This is a genomic window from Arcobacter sp. L (assembly GCF_000284235.1).
Taxonomy (GTDB): Bacteria; Campylobacterota; Campylobacteria; order Campylobacterales; family Arcobacteraceae; genus Aliarcobacter; species Aliarcobacter defluvii.
In genome coordinates, this window is sequence record NC_017192.1 from 411,815 (window position 1) to 425,129 (window position 13,315).

The following is a 13,315-nucleotide window of genomic DNA, read 5'->3' on the forward strand; positions in this document are numbered from 1 at the left end:
TATTCCAACATCTACAGAAGCTGAGCGTTTGTTTTCTCTTTTCGAAAAGGCTTGCAACTGTTTGAGTAAATAAATATGCTGGGAGCATATTTATTTACGAGTTTTCTCAAAGAGAGTGTAAACACAGGCAAGACAGAAAAGATAAAATAATAAGTGAAGGAACCCAAAGGGCTTCGAAGCCGTTGGTGGTTTTGCTTTCTTTGTCCATACAAAGTGAGAGGTGCGAAGACCTTTAGGTGTTTATGATATTATAAAAATCTAAAATAAAATAAATTGTAAAATTATCAAAAAGTTTTGTTAGAATAAATAATAAATTAAGATTTTAATTAAGAGGTTAAAATGGCAAGACCATCAAAAAAGCAACAATTAAAACTAAAAGAAATTATCTCTACAGGTTTAGTTAACAGAGATAGTGAAATATATATTTCCTTTGAAAATGAACTTAGCAAATTAAGTAAATATGAAAAACCATATATTTTTTGTTTAGCATGTGAAATCAGAAGTGTTGAAAAAGATTCTGAATATTTAGAGAAAATTAATAAACAAAAATATCTTGGTTGGGTATCACATTTACTTGATGATGATTTTCCCCCTATATCATTAGTTCCTTTATCAACAGTATGGGAATCCCTTGAAGAAGAAAGATATAATGAAATAGTAAATGATTGTGAGTTTACTATTGGATTTATGCGTTTTGAAAGCCTGAAAGAAAAATTAACAAAAGATGAATTAGAAGAAATAATATATCATTCTACTGAAGACCACACTTTTGATATTAAAACTATAATTCAACCTCGTAAATACAATTTAGTACAACCTTATATTAAACAAGGTGAAATATCAAAAAAAGTATTAGTAGAAATAGATTTTACAAAGCCTTTAGGTGATATAGAGGAAACAATAAAAGCTATTAAAGATAAATTTGATAGCGATCCTTCTTATATTAAAACACCGTTTGAGGAATTAGATGAGAATATAACAGCATTTATGTGTAGTATAGAAGAATGCGAAATCTTTAAACATAAAAGCCCAAAAACTTTAGAGGGGAAAATGGCTGATTTACTATTTATTTATGATTGTAAAGTTGTAGGACTATCTGAAAAATATATTACTGATGAAATTACAAAGTATTGGAAGGAAACAAAAAAAATTTCTACTGAAGAGTTTTATTCTTTTGATGCATATTATAAACAAGCAAAAGAATTAATTGACGAAGAACAATATAGATGTTTTTTACATGGAGTAAAAACAAACTTATTTAATAACTACCCTTATTGATTTACTTTTTCACAATACCTTTTATTTATAGGTAGTTTATAAATATCTTTTTTTAACAAAAAACATAATCTATAATACCATTTGTACAAACAAGGAAACTTATTCATAAGTATACGTTTCCTGATAATTAGCTAATTATTAATTTAAAATTAATAAGGAATTAAAATGGATAGAGAAAAAATACAAAAGTTGAATATAAAAATATATTCAAACTTTTTAATAAAAAGTTTAAAAAGAGTTATCTATTCTTATTTAAAAATAAAATTAACTGAAATGTTATTAAGTTTATTTACATAGAGCTTATTCAAACTATGTTACCATCCCAAATGAATAAAAAATACCAAATACTAAAAGATATTTTCGGACACGAGCATTTTAGAAGCTTCCAAGAAGAGGTTGTTGATTGCATTCTTAATAAACAAGATGTTTTGACAATTTTGCCAACTGGTGGTGGAAAATCACTTTGTTATCAACTTCCTACACTTCTTATGAATGGAACTACTGTTGTAATCTCTCCGCTTATTGCACTTATGCAAGACCAGATAAAAGCTTTGAATGATTTGAATATTAGTGCTGAAATGATAAGTTCAGCTACTTCAAATGATGAAAATAGTTTTACTCTTCAAAAGCTTTTAAATGGCGAGTTAAAATTTATCTATGTGGCACCTGAAAGATTTACTTCAAATGAGTTTGTCTCAGTTTTACAGCGAATAAATATAAACTATTTTGTAATAGATGAAGCCCATTGTGTATCTGCTTGGGGACATGAGTTTAGAGCTGAGTATAGAAATCTTGATAGATTAAAAAGATTTTTTCCAAATACTGCTATTTGTGCATTTACAGCAACTGCTACAAAAAAAGTTGAAGCTGATATTGCTTCCTCTTTGAACTTGCAAAATCCTAGACATTTTAGAGCAAAAACTGTAAGAGATAATCTTGATATAAAAGTTGAACCTCGAATCGCAAATGGGAAAACGCAAATATTAAACTTTCTAAAAACTCACAAAGGATTATGTGGAATCATCTACACATTTACAAGAAAAGAAGCAGAATCTACAGCAGAGTTTTTAAGTGAAAATGGATATAGTGCAAAAGCCTATCATGCAGGACTTAGCAATGATAAAAAAAATGAAGTTTTTAATGATTTTGTATATGAAAAAATAGATATTGTGGTAGCAACAATCGCTTTTGGTATGGGAATTGATAAATCAAATATCCGTTTTGTAATACATACTTCATTGCCTAAAACCCTTGAAAATTATTATCAAGAAATAGGAAGAGCTGGTCGTGATGGTGAGATGTCTTATGTTTATATGCTTTACTCAAAATCTGATGAGGTAAAAAGAAAAATACAAATAGAAGAAGCCATAGATAATGCTTACAAACAAACTGGACTTGATAAGTTAGAGTTTATGTATAGATATTGTGTGAGTAATAATTGTCGTCATAAGATGATTGCAGGTTATTTTGAAGATGAGATAGAAGCTTGTAAAACTCTATGTGATAACTGTACAAAAGGTGAAGTGGAACAAGTTGATATGAGTGTTGATGCTCAAAAACTTCTAAGTGCTATTTATCGAACTGAACAAAGATTTGGATTAAATCACATTATAGATATTTTAAGAGGTTCAAAAAATCAAAAGTTATTAGATTTTGGACATGATAAACTGAGTGTTTATAATCTAGGAATTGATAAAAGCAAAAATGAGTGGATAGCAATTGCAGATAAATTAATAGATATTCAAGCACTTACTTTGGGAGAATTTCGAGCTTTGAAAATAAGTTTTTTAGGTTTAGAGATTTTAAAAGGGAAAGAGAAACTTTTTATTGATAATGATAAACTAGGAATTGCTTCAAAAATCAAAGAAGAAGAGACTGAGTTAAGTTTTGATGAGTTGGTTTATGAAAGATTTAGAACTTTACGAAGAGAGATAGCCCAAGAGAGCGAAGTTCCAGCTTATGTGATATTTGGTGATAAGACTTTAAAAGAGTTTGCTTTGAAGTTGCCAATTACAAAAGATGAAATGTTAAATATAAATGGCGTTGGTCTTGTAAAATATGAAAAATATGGAGAGACTTTTTTAAATTTATCAAAAGAGATAAAAGAAGAGTTTTCTGAAAAACTTGAACAAAAAGAGCCTTTGAAGAAACTAACAAAAACATATCTTGAGACTTATGAGCTTTTAAATGAGGGAAAAAGTGTAGAAGAAATTGCACAAATTAGAGATTTAGGATTAACTTCTGTTCTTAGTCATATTTCAGTTTTGACTGAACATGAAAAAATTTCAAAAAAGAAAAAAGAGGAGTTATTAAAACCCCTTGAAATTCCTTTAAATATAAAAGCTTGGATAGAAGAGGGAACAAAACTTGAAAGTTTAAAAGAGTTAAGACAATATTTGTATTTGTATGAATACTTATCTAATAATTCATAAATTAGACTTGACAATAAATATATCATATGATAATATCTTCATATGATAAAATTAACATATAAAATGGAGTAATTATGAAAAAAACATTTAAAGCAAAAAATATCTCTTGTATGAAATGTGCAAACTTGATAAAAGGTTCTTTAGAAGATGATTTTGGAGCAATTGAAGTTAACTTAGAATCAAGTCCAAAAGAAGTTACTGTTAATATAGAAAATGAAGAACAAGAAGCAAATTTTAAAGCAGAAATGAGTTCAATCGGATTTGAAATTATAGAAGAGTAGTATGAGTAATTCAAAACAACTTATTCGTTCTTGTTGTGAAGATATAAGTTATATTTGTGATATAGAAAAAAAATTACCAAATGATGGTGAACTTACCCAATTAAGCAATATTTTTAAAGCACTAAACGATCCCATTCGCGTAAAAATTTTATTTGCTCTTTTAGAGTATGAAATTTGTGTGGGAGAGATGGTGAATTTATTGCAAATCCCTCAATCTCACGTTTCTCATCAACTTAGAATTTTAAGAAAATATGGAATTGTTGAGTTTACAAAAGATAAAAAAATGTCTTTTTATTACATAAAAAATGAGTATATAAAAACATTATTGATACTTGCACAAAAGGGCATAAAGGAATAAAAATGTCTAAAGAAAAAATCAATCTAAATATTTCAGGAATGACTTGTGTAAATTGTTCAAATGGAATAGAGAAGGTTGTTGGTAAATTAAAAGGTTTAGAGTCTTCAAAAGTAAGTTTCGCTTCAAATGAGGGTGAGTTTTATATAAATACAGAATTTTTAGATAAACAAAGCCTAATCAATAAAATAGAAAAGTTAGGTTATGGAGTTGAAGAAAATTTAGAAGCTTTAGAAAAAAGCAAACTAAAAGCATACAATGAACTAAAAAGAGTATTTATACTTAGTGCTAGTATTGCTGTGATTATGTTTTATTTTATGTTTTTTCCCCTTGAAAATATGCAAGTAAATCAATATGTAATGTTTGCACTAGCTACAGTTGTGCAGTTTTATGCGGGAGCTAGATTTTATAATTTGGCGTTTAAGGCTTTAAAAAACAGAAATTACGATATGAATGTTTTAGTTGCTCTTGGGACAAGTGCTGCTTATTTTTATTCGGTATTTGTAGTTTTATTTCCCTCTTTATTTCCTGAACATTTAAGATTCATCTATTTTGATGGAGCGGTTGTAATTATCACTTTTATACTTTTAGGGCGATTACTTGAAGAGCGTTCAAAAGCAAAAGCAACTGATTTTCTGAAAAAACTTATGGATTTAGCTCCTTTAAATGCAACTTTGATTTGTGAAGATGGAAGTTACAAAACTATTTTAGCAACACAATTAAAAGTGGGAGATAAAGTTCTTATAAAATCAGGAGAAAAAATATCAACAGATGCACTTATAAAAAAAGGAAGTGCAGATATTGATACTTCGATGCTTACTGGTGAATCAATGCCTGTATATAAAACAATAGGTGATGAGGTAATTGCAGGAACTTTAAATACCTCTGGTGTTATTGAAGTTGAAGTTTTAAAAGAGTCAAAAGATACAACCCTTTCTAAAATAGTTGCTCTTTTAAGTACAGCCCAAAGTAAAAAACTTCCTATTAGCAGATTTGCAGATAAGGTTGCAAATATTTTTGTTCCAACTGTTATAGTTATTTCAATTGTTACTTTTTTGATTTGGTTTTTTATTGTGGGTGACACAATGGACGCAATATTAGCTTCTATTTCTGTTTTGATTATCTCTTGTCCGTGTGCTTTAGGTTTAGCAACTCCAATTGCAATAGTTAGTTCAGTTGGAAAAGGTGCTCATGAGGGAATTTTGATAAAAAATCCAGAAATACTTGAACTTATAAAAGATATAAAATATGCAGTTTTTGATAAAACAGGAACTTTAACAACAGGAATTATAAGTGTTAAAGATGCTTTGTATGAAGAGTCATTTTTAGATATCTTAGCTTCACTTGAAACACAAAGTGAACATCCTATTTCAAAAGCAGTTGTAAATTTTGCAAAAGCAAAAAATCTAGCTTGTGACAAAATATTTACAGATATTCAAATCATCGCAGGACAAGGAATAAGTGCAAATTTTGAAGATAAAAAAGTATTGATTGGAAATCTTGATTTTTTAGAAAAAAATGAAGTTTTATTAGAAAATAAATATTTAGAGTTTTATAATAAATCACTAGAGGAAGGAAGTGGAGTTATTCTAGCTTCTTTTGATAAAAAATGCGTTGCAGTTTTTGCCTTGGCTGATACGATAAAAGAGGGTGCTAAAGAGTTAATAGAGAATTTAAAAGCAAAAGATATAACACCTATTTTATTAACAGGTGATAATAAAACTACAGCAAATAGTGTGGCACAAAAATTAGGAATAGAAAAAGTATATGCCCAAGTGCTTCCTGATGAAAAATACAAAGTAATCATGGAACTTCAAAAAGAGGCAAAGGTTATGTTTGTAGGTGATGGAATAAATGATTCTCCTTCAATCAAACAAGCAGATATTGGAATTACACTAAATTCTGGTTCTGATATAACTAAAGACGCAGGAGATATAATACTTATTAACAATGAGTTAAGTGCTGTTTTAAAAAGTATAAATTTATCAATTGAATCAATGAAAATCATAAAACAAAATCTATTTTGGGCATTTATTTATAATGCTGCTGGTATTCCACTTGCTGCTGGATTATTTTATCCCATACTTGGTGTAATGCTAAGTCCAATGTACGCTGGAATTGCTATGAGTTTTTCTTCTGTAACAGTTGTATTAAACTCTTTGAGATTAAAATTTAAAAAGATTTAAAAATAAATTTTAATCTTCACTAAACCATTTTTTACTAAAGTCTTTTAAAGATTCAGGATAATATCTATGTTTTGGGATATTGTTTACAACAAGAGCAATAATTAATAAAAGAAATGCTCCTGTTGTAACAGGATATAAAACATATAAAAATCCTAAACTATGAATCTTCTCACTTCCAATAACTGCAATTAAAGCAGTTGCACCTCCTGGTGGATGTAAAGTTAGAGTTAATTGCATAATCAAAATAGAAGTTGCAACAGCAAATGCAGAAGCTAATAGTAGATTTTGAGAAAAAAGTTTAAATGATATTACTCCAATAATTGCTGATAAAATATGTCCACCTATTAAATTCCTTGGTTGTGCTAAAGGTGAATTAACAGCTCCATAAACTAAAACAGCACTTGCTCCAAAAGAACCAATAACTAAACTTAAATCTTTATCATCTAAAACGTCACGATGAAAAAAAGAGATAGCTAAAATTCCAATAAATGAACCAATCCATGACCAAATCAAATTTGATTTTTCCATAGGTTCTGAGTTTATTTTTTTGAATTGCTTAAAAAATTTTTGCATTTACAAACTTTATAAATAAAATAAAAGTGATGTTATCAAAAAGTTTAAAGTATATAAATGATTTGAATCAAGATAGATTTATAAGAAGAAAATCTTCTTATAAAATATTTAATTGGTGGGCTAAATCAGCTGCAATTCTTTCATAATTTCTAACTGATAAAAGGCGATTTTGTCCATTTTGACCTACTTTGGCAACTTCGTCTTTTGATAAATTTATGATTTGTTCAAGTTTTTTTCTAATTGAATCTTCATCAAAATTTGTGAACCAAGCACTTATGTTGTCTTCAAAAATTGAAGTATTATTTTCATTATTACTCATAATACAAGGAATTGCACTTGAATAATAATCTAAAACTTTCATTGGTGTTGAAGAGTTAAATAAAGCAATATCAGGTAATGTAGCTATCCCCACATCAGCTTTTGCAATCAGTTCAAGAAGTTCATCTCTATTTGTTGCATTATAAACTTCAATATTATTAGATAAATTCTCAAAATCTTCTAGTAATTTTTCTAAATATTCTGGGTCTTTTGTCGAAATCATAAGTTTATAATTTGAACTATTTATATTGCTAAACGCTTCTAAAATAATTTCAAATTCTCTTAATTTATCCAAAGTTCCTGCATAAAAAAATCTTTTTTCACTACTTTCATGCTGAATATTTTCGTGTAAATTATCAGGATCAATTGCTGATGGAATTACAAAACTTCTTGTTTTTACATCTTTAAAATAGTCATCTTTCATTTGAAATGATGTTGGTAAAAATATATCACATTTATTAATCAAACTTATTTCTGTAAATGTTTTGATTTTATTGCTTATTACATCAAATAGTGTTTTTTTATTGTTAGCTTCATCTGTTTGCAGTTTTGCTATTCGTTTTGGAAAAGAGAGTCTAAATCCAACTTTGAAGTTGTAGTTTTGTTTTTTATCCAAAACTTCTTTTAGTAAATCTGTATTGTTTCTTATGACAACAAATTCAAACTTTTCAAGATTTATTCCAGCTTTTTGTAACTCTTCTAAAATATTATTTTGGAATTTTTTAGGAATAATTATTCTTCCATTTTCTTCAAATTCAATATTTTCTTTTGTATTTGAAAAAAAAGTTGTATTTATATCAAAATGTTTTGTTAAATATTTTTGAAATAAAGGACCAATAAAACTATGATCAGAGTATTCATCTTGATCCGTAATGTATAAAAAATTGCTCATTTTAACTCCTTTAAATTTTCATAAAATTTTAGCAGTTAAAAATCGCAAGAAAAAAGCATTTAATAAATTTTTCCAAATAAATCAATATGAGTTAAATAAACTCTTAGATCAAATTCAACTTGATGATAAGAAGGCATGATAAATGTACAAAGATTATAAAAAGCTTTATCATGCTCTCTTTCTTTAAAGTGTGCAAGTTCATGTACAACTATCATTTCTAAAAACTCTTCGGGCATATTTTTAAAAATAGTTGCAACTCTTATCTCATTTTTTGACTTTAGTTTTGAACCTTGGACTCTTGAAACTATTGAGTGCATGCCTAGTGCATTATTTATAACATTTATTTTTCCATCATACATTACTTTTGAAACTTGATATTTTTTGAAATAATCATTTTTGAAATTCATTACATAATCATATAAAGCTTTATCATTTGTATAAGTGTGAGTATTTGGATATTTTGTTTTTATATAAGAAGTAAGTTTATCTTTTTCTATTAAAGTTTGTACTTGTTCTTGTAAGTGTTTTGGATAATGATTTAAATATTTCATAAAGGATTATACCAAAGAGAAACAAATAAAGAGGATTAAATTCCCTCTTTAATATTCTCTAAATCTTTGATTTTATCTAGATATTGTTCTTTTTTTGATGTTACAAATTTGATTCTATCTTCATTTATTTCAAGATATTGTTCTTTTGAATATTTGATAATTTTAAATAAATAGTTTCTTTTTGAAGTTAAAAAGTCTTCAATTTTTTCAAATCCAAAATTCGCTTTTAATTTTGCAACAATTTCATCTTCTCTTGGATGTGAAATTGCAAATCTTGAAGGTTCTTTTTTATATAACTCCTCTGATTCAAATATTTGTTGTTCAAAGTGAGCGATAGTTGCTTGAGTTGTTTGAATGTAAGAATAAGATAAAGCACCATTAAAGTATGCGAATTTTTTTCTTAAAGCTGAAATATTTTCTAAAATTGCAGTATGATATGCTCTTAACACATTTTCATAAACTTTAGCTGCAAAGTGTCTTGTATTTGAGAACTCAAAATCAGAAGCAATTTCTCTATGTTTTCTTATTAATTCATAAGGTTCTTGCCATTTTGAAACTTCATTTTTTATGATATTGTAACCTTCTCTAAATGCATCATCTGTATTTAATTCTATGTTTTTAAGAAGTTTTATTGATCTTTTGAACATTTTATCTACAGTTTGGTCATCATAAAATAGTGATTTATAAACAGCATCTGAATCAATCCAAAAAGTTTCATAAGAGAATTTTTCTATTTTTTCACCTAAAAAACCTTTTGATTCTTCAAATCTAAAAGCTTTTCTTCGTTTGATATTTTTATATGTTTCATGGGCAATTTTTTCCATAATTGATTCTAAAGAATTATAAATATTAAATAACTCTTTAGAGTATCTTTTATGAATATTTTCAAAGTGTTCAATTACTTTTGGTTCACAAGATTTTAACACTTCAAGTAGAGCATCATAAACTTTTGTAATTGTTTCATACTCTTTTACTAAAATTTCACAAATACCTTTTAAATCTTTTTTAATAGCAAACTCTTTAGCTTCTGCTGCTTGTGGTCTAATAGTGTTATTTATAAATTCTAATACATCTTGAATATTTGAATCTTCTAAAAGTTTTGTATTTGTTGTTGCATCTGAGTTTTGAATTGAGTGAATTTTATTTTTATAATCTTTAAAACTATTTTCAAAAAAATCTAAATCATCAACATTTTTTTCAAGTAAATCTTTTTTGAATTGAGTAACTATTTTTGTATATTCATCTTCAATCAAAATATCTTTTTGTTGAGCTCTTGATTCAAGTGCCATTCTTGCAGAAATTGGTACAACTTTCGCAAAGAATTTTGAAAACTTATCACTTACATATTTTGTTGTAGTTTCAACTTGTTCAGGAGTTAATTTGTCTTTTTGATTTAAAACACACAAAGATTTATTTTTGAAGTGTTGCATATACTCTTCTAAAACTTCAGCTTCTGATAGTTTTCCTGCATTATCAATAAGTGTTAACCAAATAATTCCACCAACATCTCTTAAAACTTTTCTAGTTGTTTCTGTATCACTTTGAGATTGAGAGTTTAATCCTGGGGTATCAACAAATGAAATATCTTTTAAAATATCCATAGGAGCATAAAGAGTTAGATATTTTATGTCTTTCATCTCATGTTGTCTTTGATCTGTAAAATCAGCAATACTTTCAATTGGTGCAAATTCTTGAGCACCTGAATAATAAGTGATTTTTAGTTTATACTCTTCGCCATAGTTTATAAAGTTTACTTTTGAAGTTACAGGTGTAATTCCTGTTGGTAAGATATTTCTTGAAAGCAAAGCATTTAAAAATGTTGATTTACCAGCACTAAATTGCCCAGTAATTGCAACTTCCATAGGATAACGTGCACGTCTAATTTGTTTATTTAAAATATTTTTCAACTGATTTGATGGGAAAAACTTTTCATCAAGAAGTTTATTTTGAACCTTTTTTATATCACCAACTAAACCTTCTTCATAAATAACTTCTTCAATAGAATAAGTTTCTTTATATTCGTTAATAAAACTTTTTAGGATATTTAAATTTGCACTCATTAGTATAATCCTTTTATAGTTGTTGAAATATTTTCAAGTTTTTTAATATTTTTATGTATATCAATTGATAATTGAGCTCTATTTTTATCATTTTCTTCAAATGAATTAATTTGATTTTGAAGTGTTTCTTCATCATTTTTTAGTTTTTGTTCAAATGATTTTAATGGAGCATTTAAAGTAGTAAAAAATGATTCAATTAATAAATTACTTACTTTTTTTGCTTTAGCTTTTATATCTTGATCTATTGATGAAAATTGATTTGATATTAATAGTTCGATTTCTCTATCAAGTTCATTTATTTTTGATTCTTTTGATTTTGAAACAGCTTCAGTTATTTGAGAAACTAGAATTTCATTATTTGAAGTTAAAAATCCTGATTTAAAATCATCTTGGAAAAAACCTCTTGCATCAAAATTTTCATTTTTATGTCCTATTGTAAATCCCATATCATGGTATTTTTGTTCACATTGTTCTCCAATAGTTTGAGATTTTTTGATAAATTTATACCTATAATCTCTAATCACATCAATAATTCCATCTTTAATAGCAGTTTCAACAATAACTTTGATTCTACTATTTTCAGGTCTTTTTTTCGTTTTTTCAAATGAGTATCTAACATCACTTACAACTCTTTGTTTTATAACTGTTTGTAAGTCAATTAGCTCACTTTGTAAAAATGTTTCAAGTGAATCAATATATGATTTTGCATCGTTTTTATAAAAATTAATATCTTCACTCATTGCTTGGAAAATTCTAGTATTTACAGCTTTTTTCTTATTAAATTCTTCTAATTCTTTTTCTAATTCATCTTTTGATTTTGATAAAAGTTTTAATTCATAGTTATAAAATGATGTTTGTTTTTCAACAATTTTTTGTAATTGATTTTTACAAGATTGAATTACAAGTTCACCTTTTTGTGAGTTTGTTCCAAAAAGTGTTTCTGTTAGATATTTTTCAATCTCTAAAATACCAGTATCTTCAAGTCTAAATCCAGCATCTAATGCTTCTTGAGCTCGTCCTGTTCTATGTAATAAAGCCATTCTTCCAGAAATAGGAATAAATTTGATAGTTTTTAAAATATAATCAAGTTGAGAATCTTTATTTTGAGCTTTTAATTGTCGCTCAATTGAAGATTTTGTATATTTTATAACTTCATTAAGTTGGTCTTTTGTAACTGTATCAGCTCTTGTTATTACTATTAAAAGTTTAGAAATATTTTGATATAAAACAGCATCAATAATAAAATCGACATCTTTCAACGTAGCACTTTGAGAAACGTTCATAAGATGTAACATCATATCACAAGCAGATATATACTCTTTTGTAATTTCTTCTCTTTGAATAACAGGGTCATCAAGTCCTGGTGTATCAACTATTTCTATACCATCACTTAAAAAATCAAGTTTTGAACCTAATTCTACATATTTTACAAGATTACATTTTTTCCCACTTGCTTCTGCTGATGTATAAGAAGATAAATCTTTTATATCAATTTCATCAAATCTTGAAACAGGTCTTATATAGTTTTTTAGATTATCTCCAAATATTTTATTTGTTTCATCAACAAAATCTTTCATAGATTCAAGTTGAGAAGCTGATTTTATTATTCTTTCCCATTCTTGTTCATTCCAATAATAAACTTTTGCAGTATCAGTTGGATTATGCTTTACAATAGTTAAGTTTGCAGTTTCAGGAACAACAGCACTTCCTAGAATCTCTTTTCCCATTAGTGCATTTAGCATTGTAGATTTACCAGCATTCATAACGCCAGTAATTCCTATAGAGAATTTTTGATTATCTAAATAGTTTTTTGTATTTTCTACTTCTTTTAATATTTCTTCATTTGATATGTTATTTTTAAGTTCGGCAATTAAACTTTCTAAAGTTATTTTTAAATCTTTAAATGAAGATTTGTTTTCTTCATCTATTTCTTCTAATAAATTATGAATTGAATCTTCAGTAAGATTAAACTCTTTATCTTCAAATAAAGATAATAATTTATTATAGTGTTCATTATTTATAATATTTTCATTTTTTAAGTATTCAAATGATGAATGTAAAACAGATATATTTTGTTTAGATCTATTTTTTGCAATAGTTTCAATTACATTATGTTGCAAATGATTTAATTCATTAATATTTGAAGGACTTTTTACTTTTATTTGCTGACATAATGTTTTAAAAGATGTAAGTGGTAAAAATTTATCATAATTTTTTCTTGTAGCACTTATAATTAAAGCAAAAATTGTGAATGTTTCATCATTTATTGTTGTTTCAATTGGTTCAACATCTAAATTCTGCTCAAAAGTTATACCGTGATATAATAAAAAGTAGTCATTTACTAAACTCATTTTAAATCCCCCAAAAATATAAAAAGTTAAATATCACT

General features: G+C 26.7%; 11 protein-coding genes. 6 read left to right on the forward strand and 5 right to left on the reverse strand.

What is annotated here, in order from left to right:
- Positions 1-339: 339 nt before the first annotated feature.
- From ABLL_RS02200 to ABLL_RS02220, 6 genes are all read left to right on the forward strand, one after another.
- Positions 340-1,278 carry a hypothetical protein gene (locus ABLL_RS02200; protein ID WP_014473146.1) on the forward strand — a complete coding sequence of 313 codons (939 nt, stop codon included), beginning with the start codon at positions 340-342 and terminating at the stop codon, positions 1,276-1,278.
- Between the two features lie 165 nt (positions 1,279-1,443).
- Positions 1,444-1,575 carry a hypothetical protein gene (locus ABLL_RS15155; RefSeq protein ID WP_014473147.1) on the forward strand — a complete coding sequence of 44 codons (132 nt, stop codon included), beginning with the start codon at positions 1,444-1,446 and terminating at the stop codon, positions 1,573-1,575.
- A gap of 29 nt (positions 1,576-1,604) precedes the next feature.
- The gene (gene recQ, locus ABLL_RS02205; protein ID WP_041655018.1) at positions 1,605-3,710 is read left to right on the forward strand and encodes a DNA helicase RecQ; all 2,106 of its coding nucleotides are present in this window, start codon (positions 1,605-1,607) and stop codon (positions 3,708-3,710) included.
- A gap of 74 nt (positions 3,711-3,784) precedes the next feature.
- Complete coding sequence (locus ABLL_RS02210; protein WP_014473149.1) at positions 3,785-3,991, forward strand: hypothetical protein; 207 nt, start codon at positions 3,785-3,787, stop codon at positions 3,989-3,991.
- Position 3,992: 1 nt separating this feature from the next.
- Positions 3,993-4,349: a helix-turn-helix transcriptional regulator gene (locus tag ABLL_RS02215; protein WP_014473150.1), complete on the forward strand. Its 357-nt coding sequence runs from the start codon at positions 3,993-3,995 to the stop codon at positions 4,347-4,349.
- A gap of 2 nt (positions 4,350-4,351) precedes the next feature.
- Entirely contained in the window at positions 4,352-6,532 is a 2,181-nt protein-coding gene (locus tag ABLL_RS02220; RefSeq protein WP_014473151.1) for a cation-translocating P-type ATPase, read from the forward strand.
- A gap of 9 nt (positions 6,533-6,541) precedes the next feature.
- Here ABLL_RS02220 and ABLL_RS02225 read toward each other — a convergent pair whose 3' ends face one another.
- The 5 genes from ABLL_RS02225 to ABLL_RS02245 all read right to left on the reverse strand — a co-directional run bounded on the left by ABLL_RS02225 (position 6,542) and on the right by ABLL_RS02245 (position 13,277).
- On the reverse strand, positions 6,542-7,105 hold the full coding sequence (locus ABLL_RS02225) for an HPP family protein (RefSeq protein ID WP_014473152.1): 564 nt from the start codon (positions 7,103-7,105) through the stop codon (positions 6,542-6,544).
- 97 nt (positions 7,106-7,202) lie between these two features.
- A complete protein-coding gene (locus ABLL_RS02230; protein WP_014473153.1) occupies positions 7,203-8,315 on the reverse strand; it encodes a glycosyltransferase in 1,113 nt (370 codons plus the stop codon).
- A 59-nt stretch (positions 8,316-8,374) separates the two neighbouring features.
- Positions 8,375-8,866 (reverse strand): YgjP-like metallopeptidase domain-containing protein, encoded by a 492-nt coding sequence (locus ABLL_RS02235; protein WP_014473154.1) that lies wholly within the window; start codon positions 8,864-8,866, stop codon positions 8,375-8,377.
- A 35-nt stretch (positions 8,867-8,901) separates the two neighbouring features.
- On the reverse strand, positions 8,902-10,926 hold the full coding sequence (locus ABLL_RS02240; RefSeq protein WP_014473155.1) for a dynamin family protein: 2,025 nt from the start codon (positions 10,924-10,926) through the stop codon (positions 8,902-8,904).
- Complete coding sequence (locus ABLL_RS02245) at positions 10,926-13,277, reverse strand: dynamin family protein (RefSeq protein ID WP_014473156.1); 2,352 nt, start codon at positions 13,275-13,277, stop codon at positions 10,926-10,928. The genes ABLL_RS02240 and ABLL_RS02245 overlap by 1 nt, the downstream gene beginning before the upstream one ends.
- Positions 13,278-13,315: the final 38 nt, after the last annotated feature.

Coding starts and splice junctions, on each gene's coding strand:
- ABLL_RS02240 (WP_014473155.1), bottom strand. CDS start 10,926: ATGAGTGCAAATTTAAATATCCTAAAAAGTTTTATTAACGAATATAAA.
- ABLL_RS02200 (WP_014473146.1), top strand. CDS start 340: ATGGCAAGACCATCAAAAAAGCAACAATTAAAACTAAAAGAAATTATC.
- ABLL_RS02245 (WP_014473156.1), bottom strand. CDS start 13,277: ATGAGTTTAGTAAATGACTACTTTTTATTATATCACGGTATAACTTTT.
- ABLL_RS02225 (WP_014473152.1), bottom strand. CDS start 7,105: ATGCAAAAATTTTTTAAGCAATTCAAAAAAATAAACTCAGAACCTATG.
- recQ (WP_041655018.1), top strand. CDS start 1,605: ATGAATAAAAAATACCAAATACTAAAAGATATTTTCGGACACGAGCAT.
- ABLL_RS02235 (WP_014473154.1), bottom strand. CDS start 8,866: ATGAAATATTTAAATCATTATCCAAAACACTTACAAGAACAAGTACAA.
- ABLL_RS02230 (WP_014473153.1), bottom strand. CDS start 8,315: ATGAGCAATTTTTTATACATTACGGATCAAGATGAATACTCTGATCAT.
- ABLL_RS02210 (WP_014473149.1), top strand. CDS start 3,785: ATGAAAAAAACATTTAAAGCAAAAAATATCTCTTGTATGAAATGTGCA.
- ABLL_RS02220 (WP_014473151.1), top strand. CDS start 4,352: ATGTCTAAAGAAAAAATCAATCTAAATATTTCAGGAATGACTTGTGTA.
- ABLL_RS15155 (WP_014473147.1), top strand. CDS start 1,444: ATGGATAGAGAAAAAATACAAAAGTTGAATATAAAAATATATTCAAAC.
- ABLL_RS02215 (WP_014473150.1), top strand. CDS start 3,993: ATGAGTAATTCAAAACAACTTATTCGTTCTTGTTGTGAAGATATAAGT.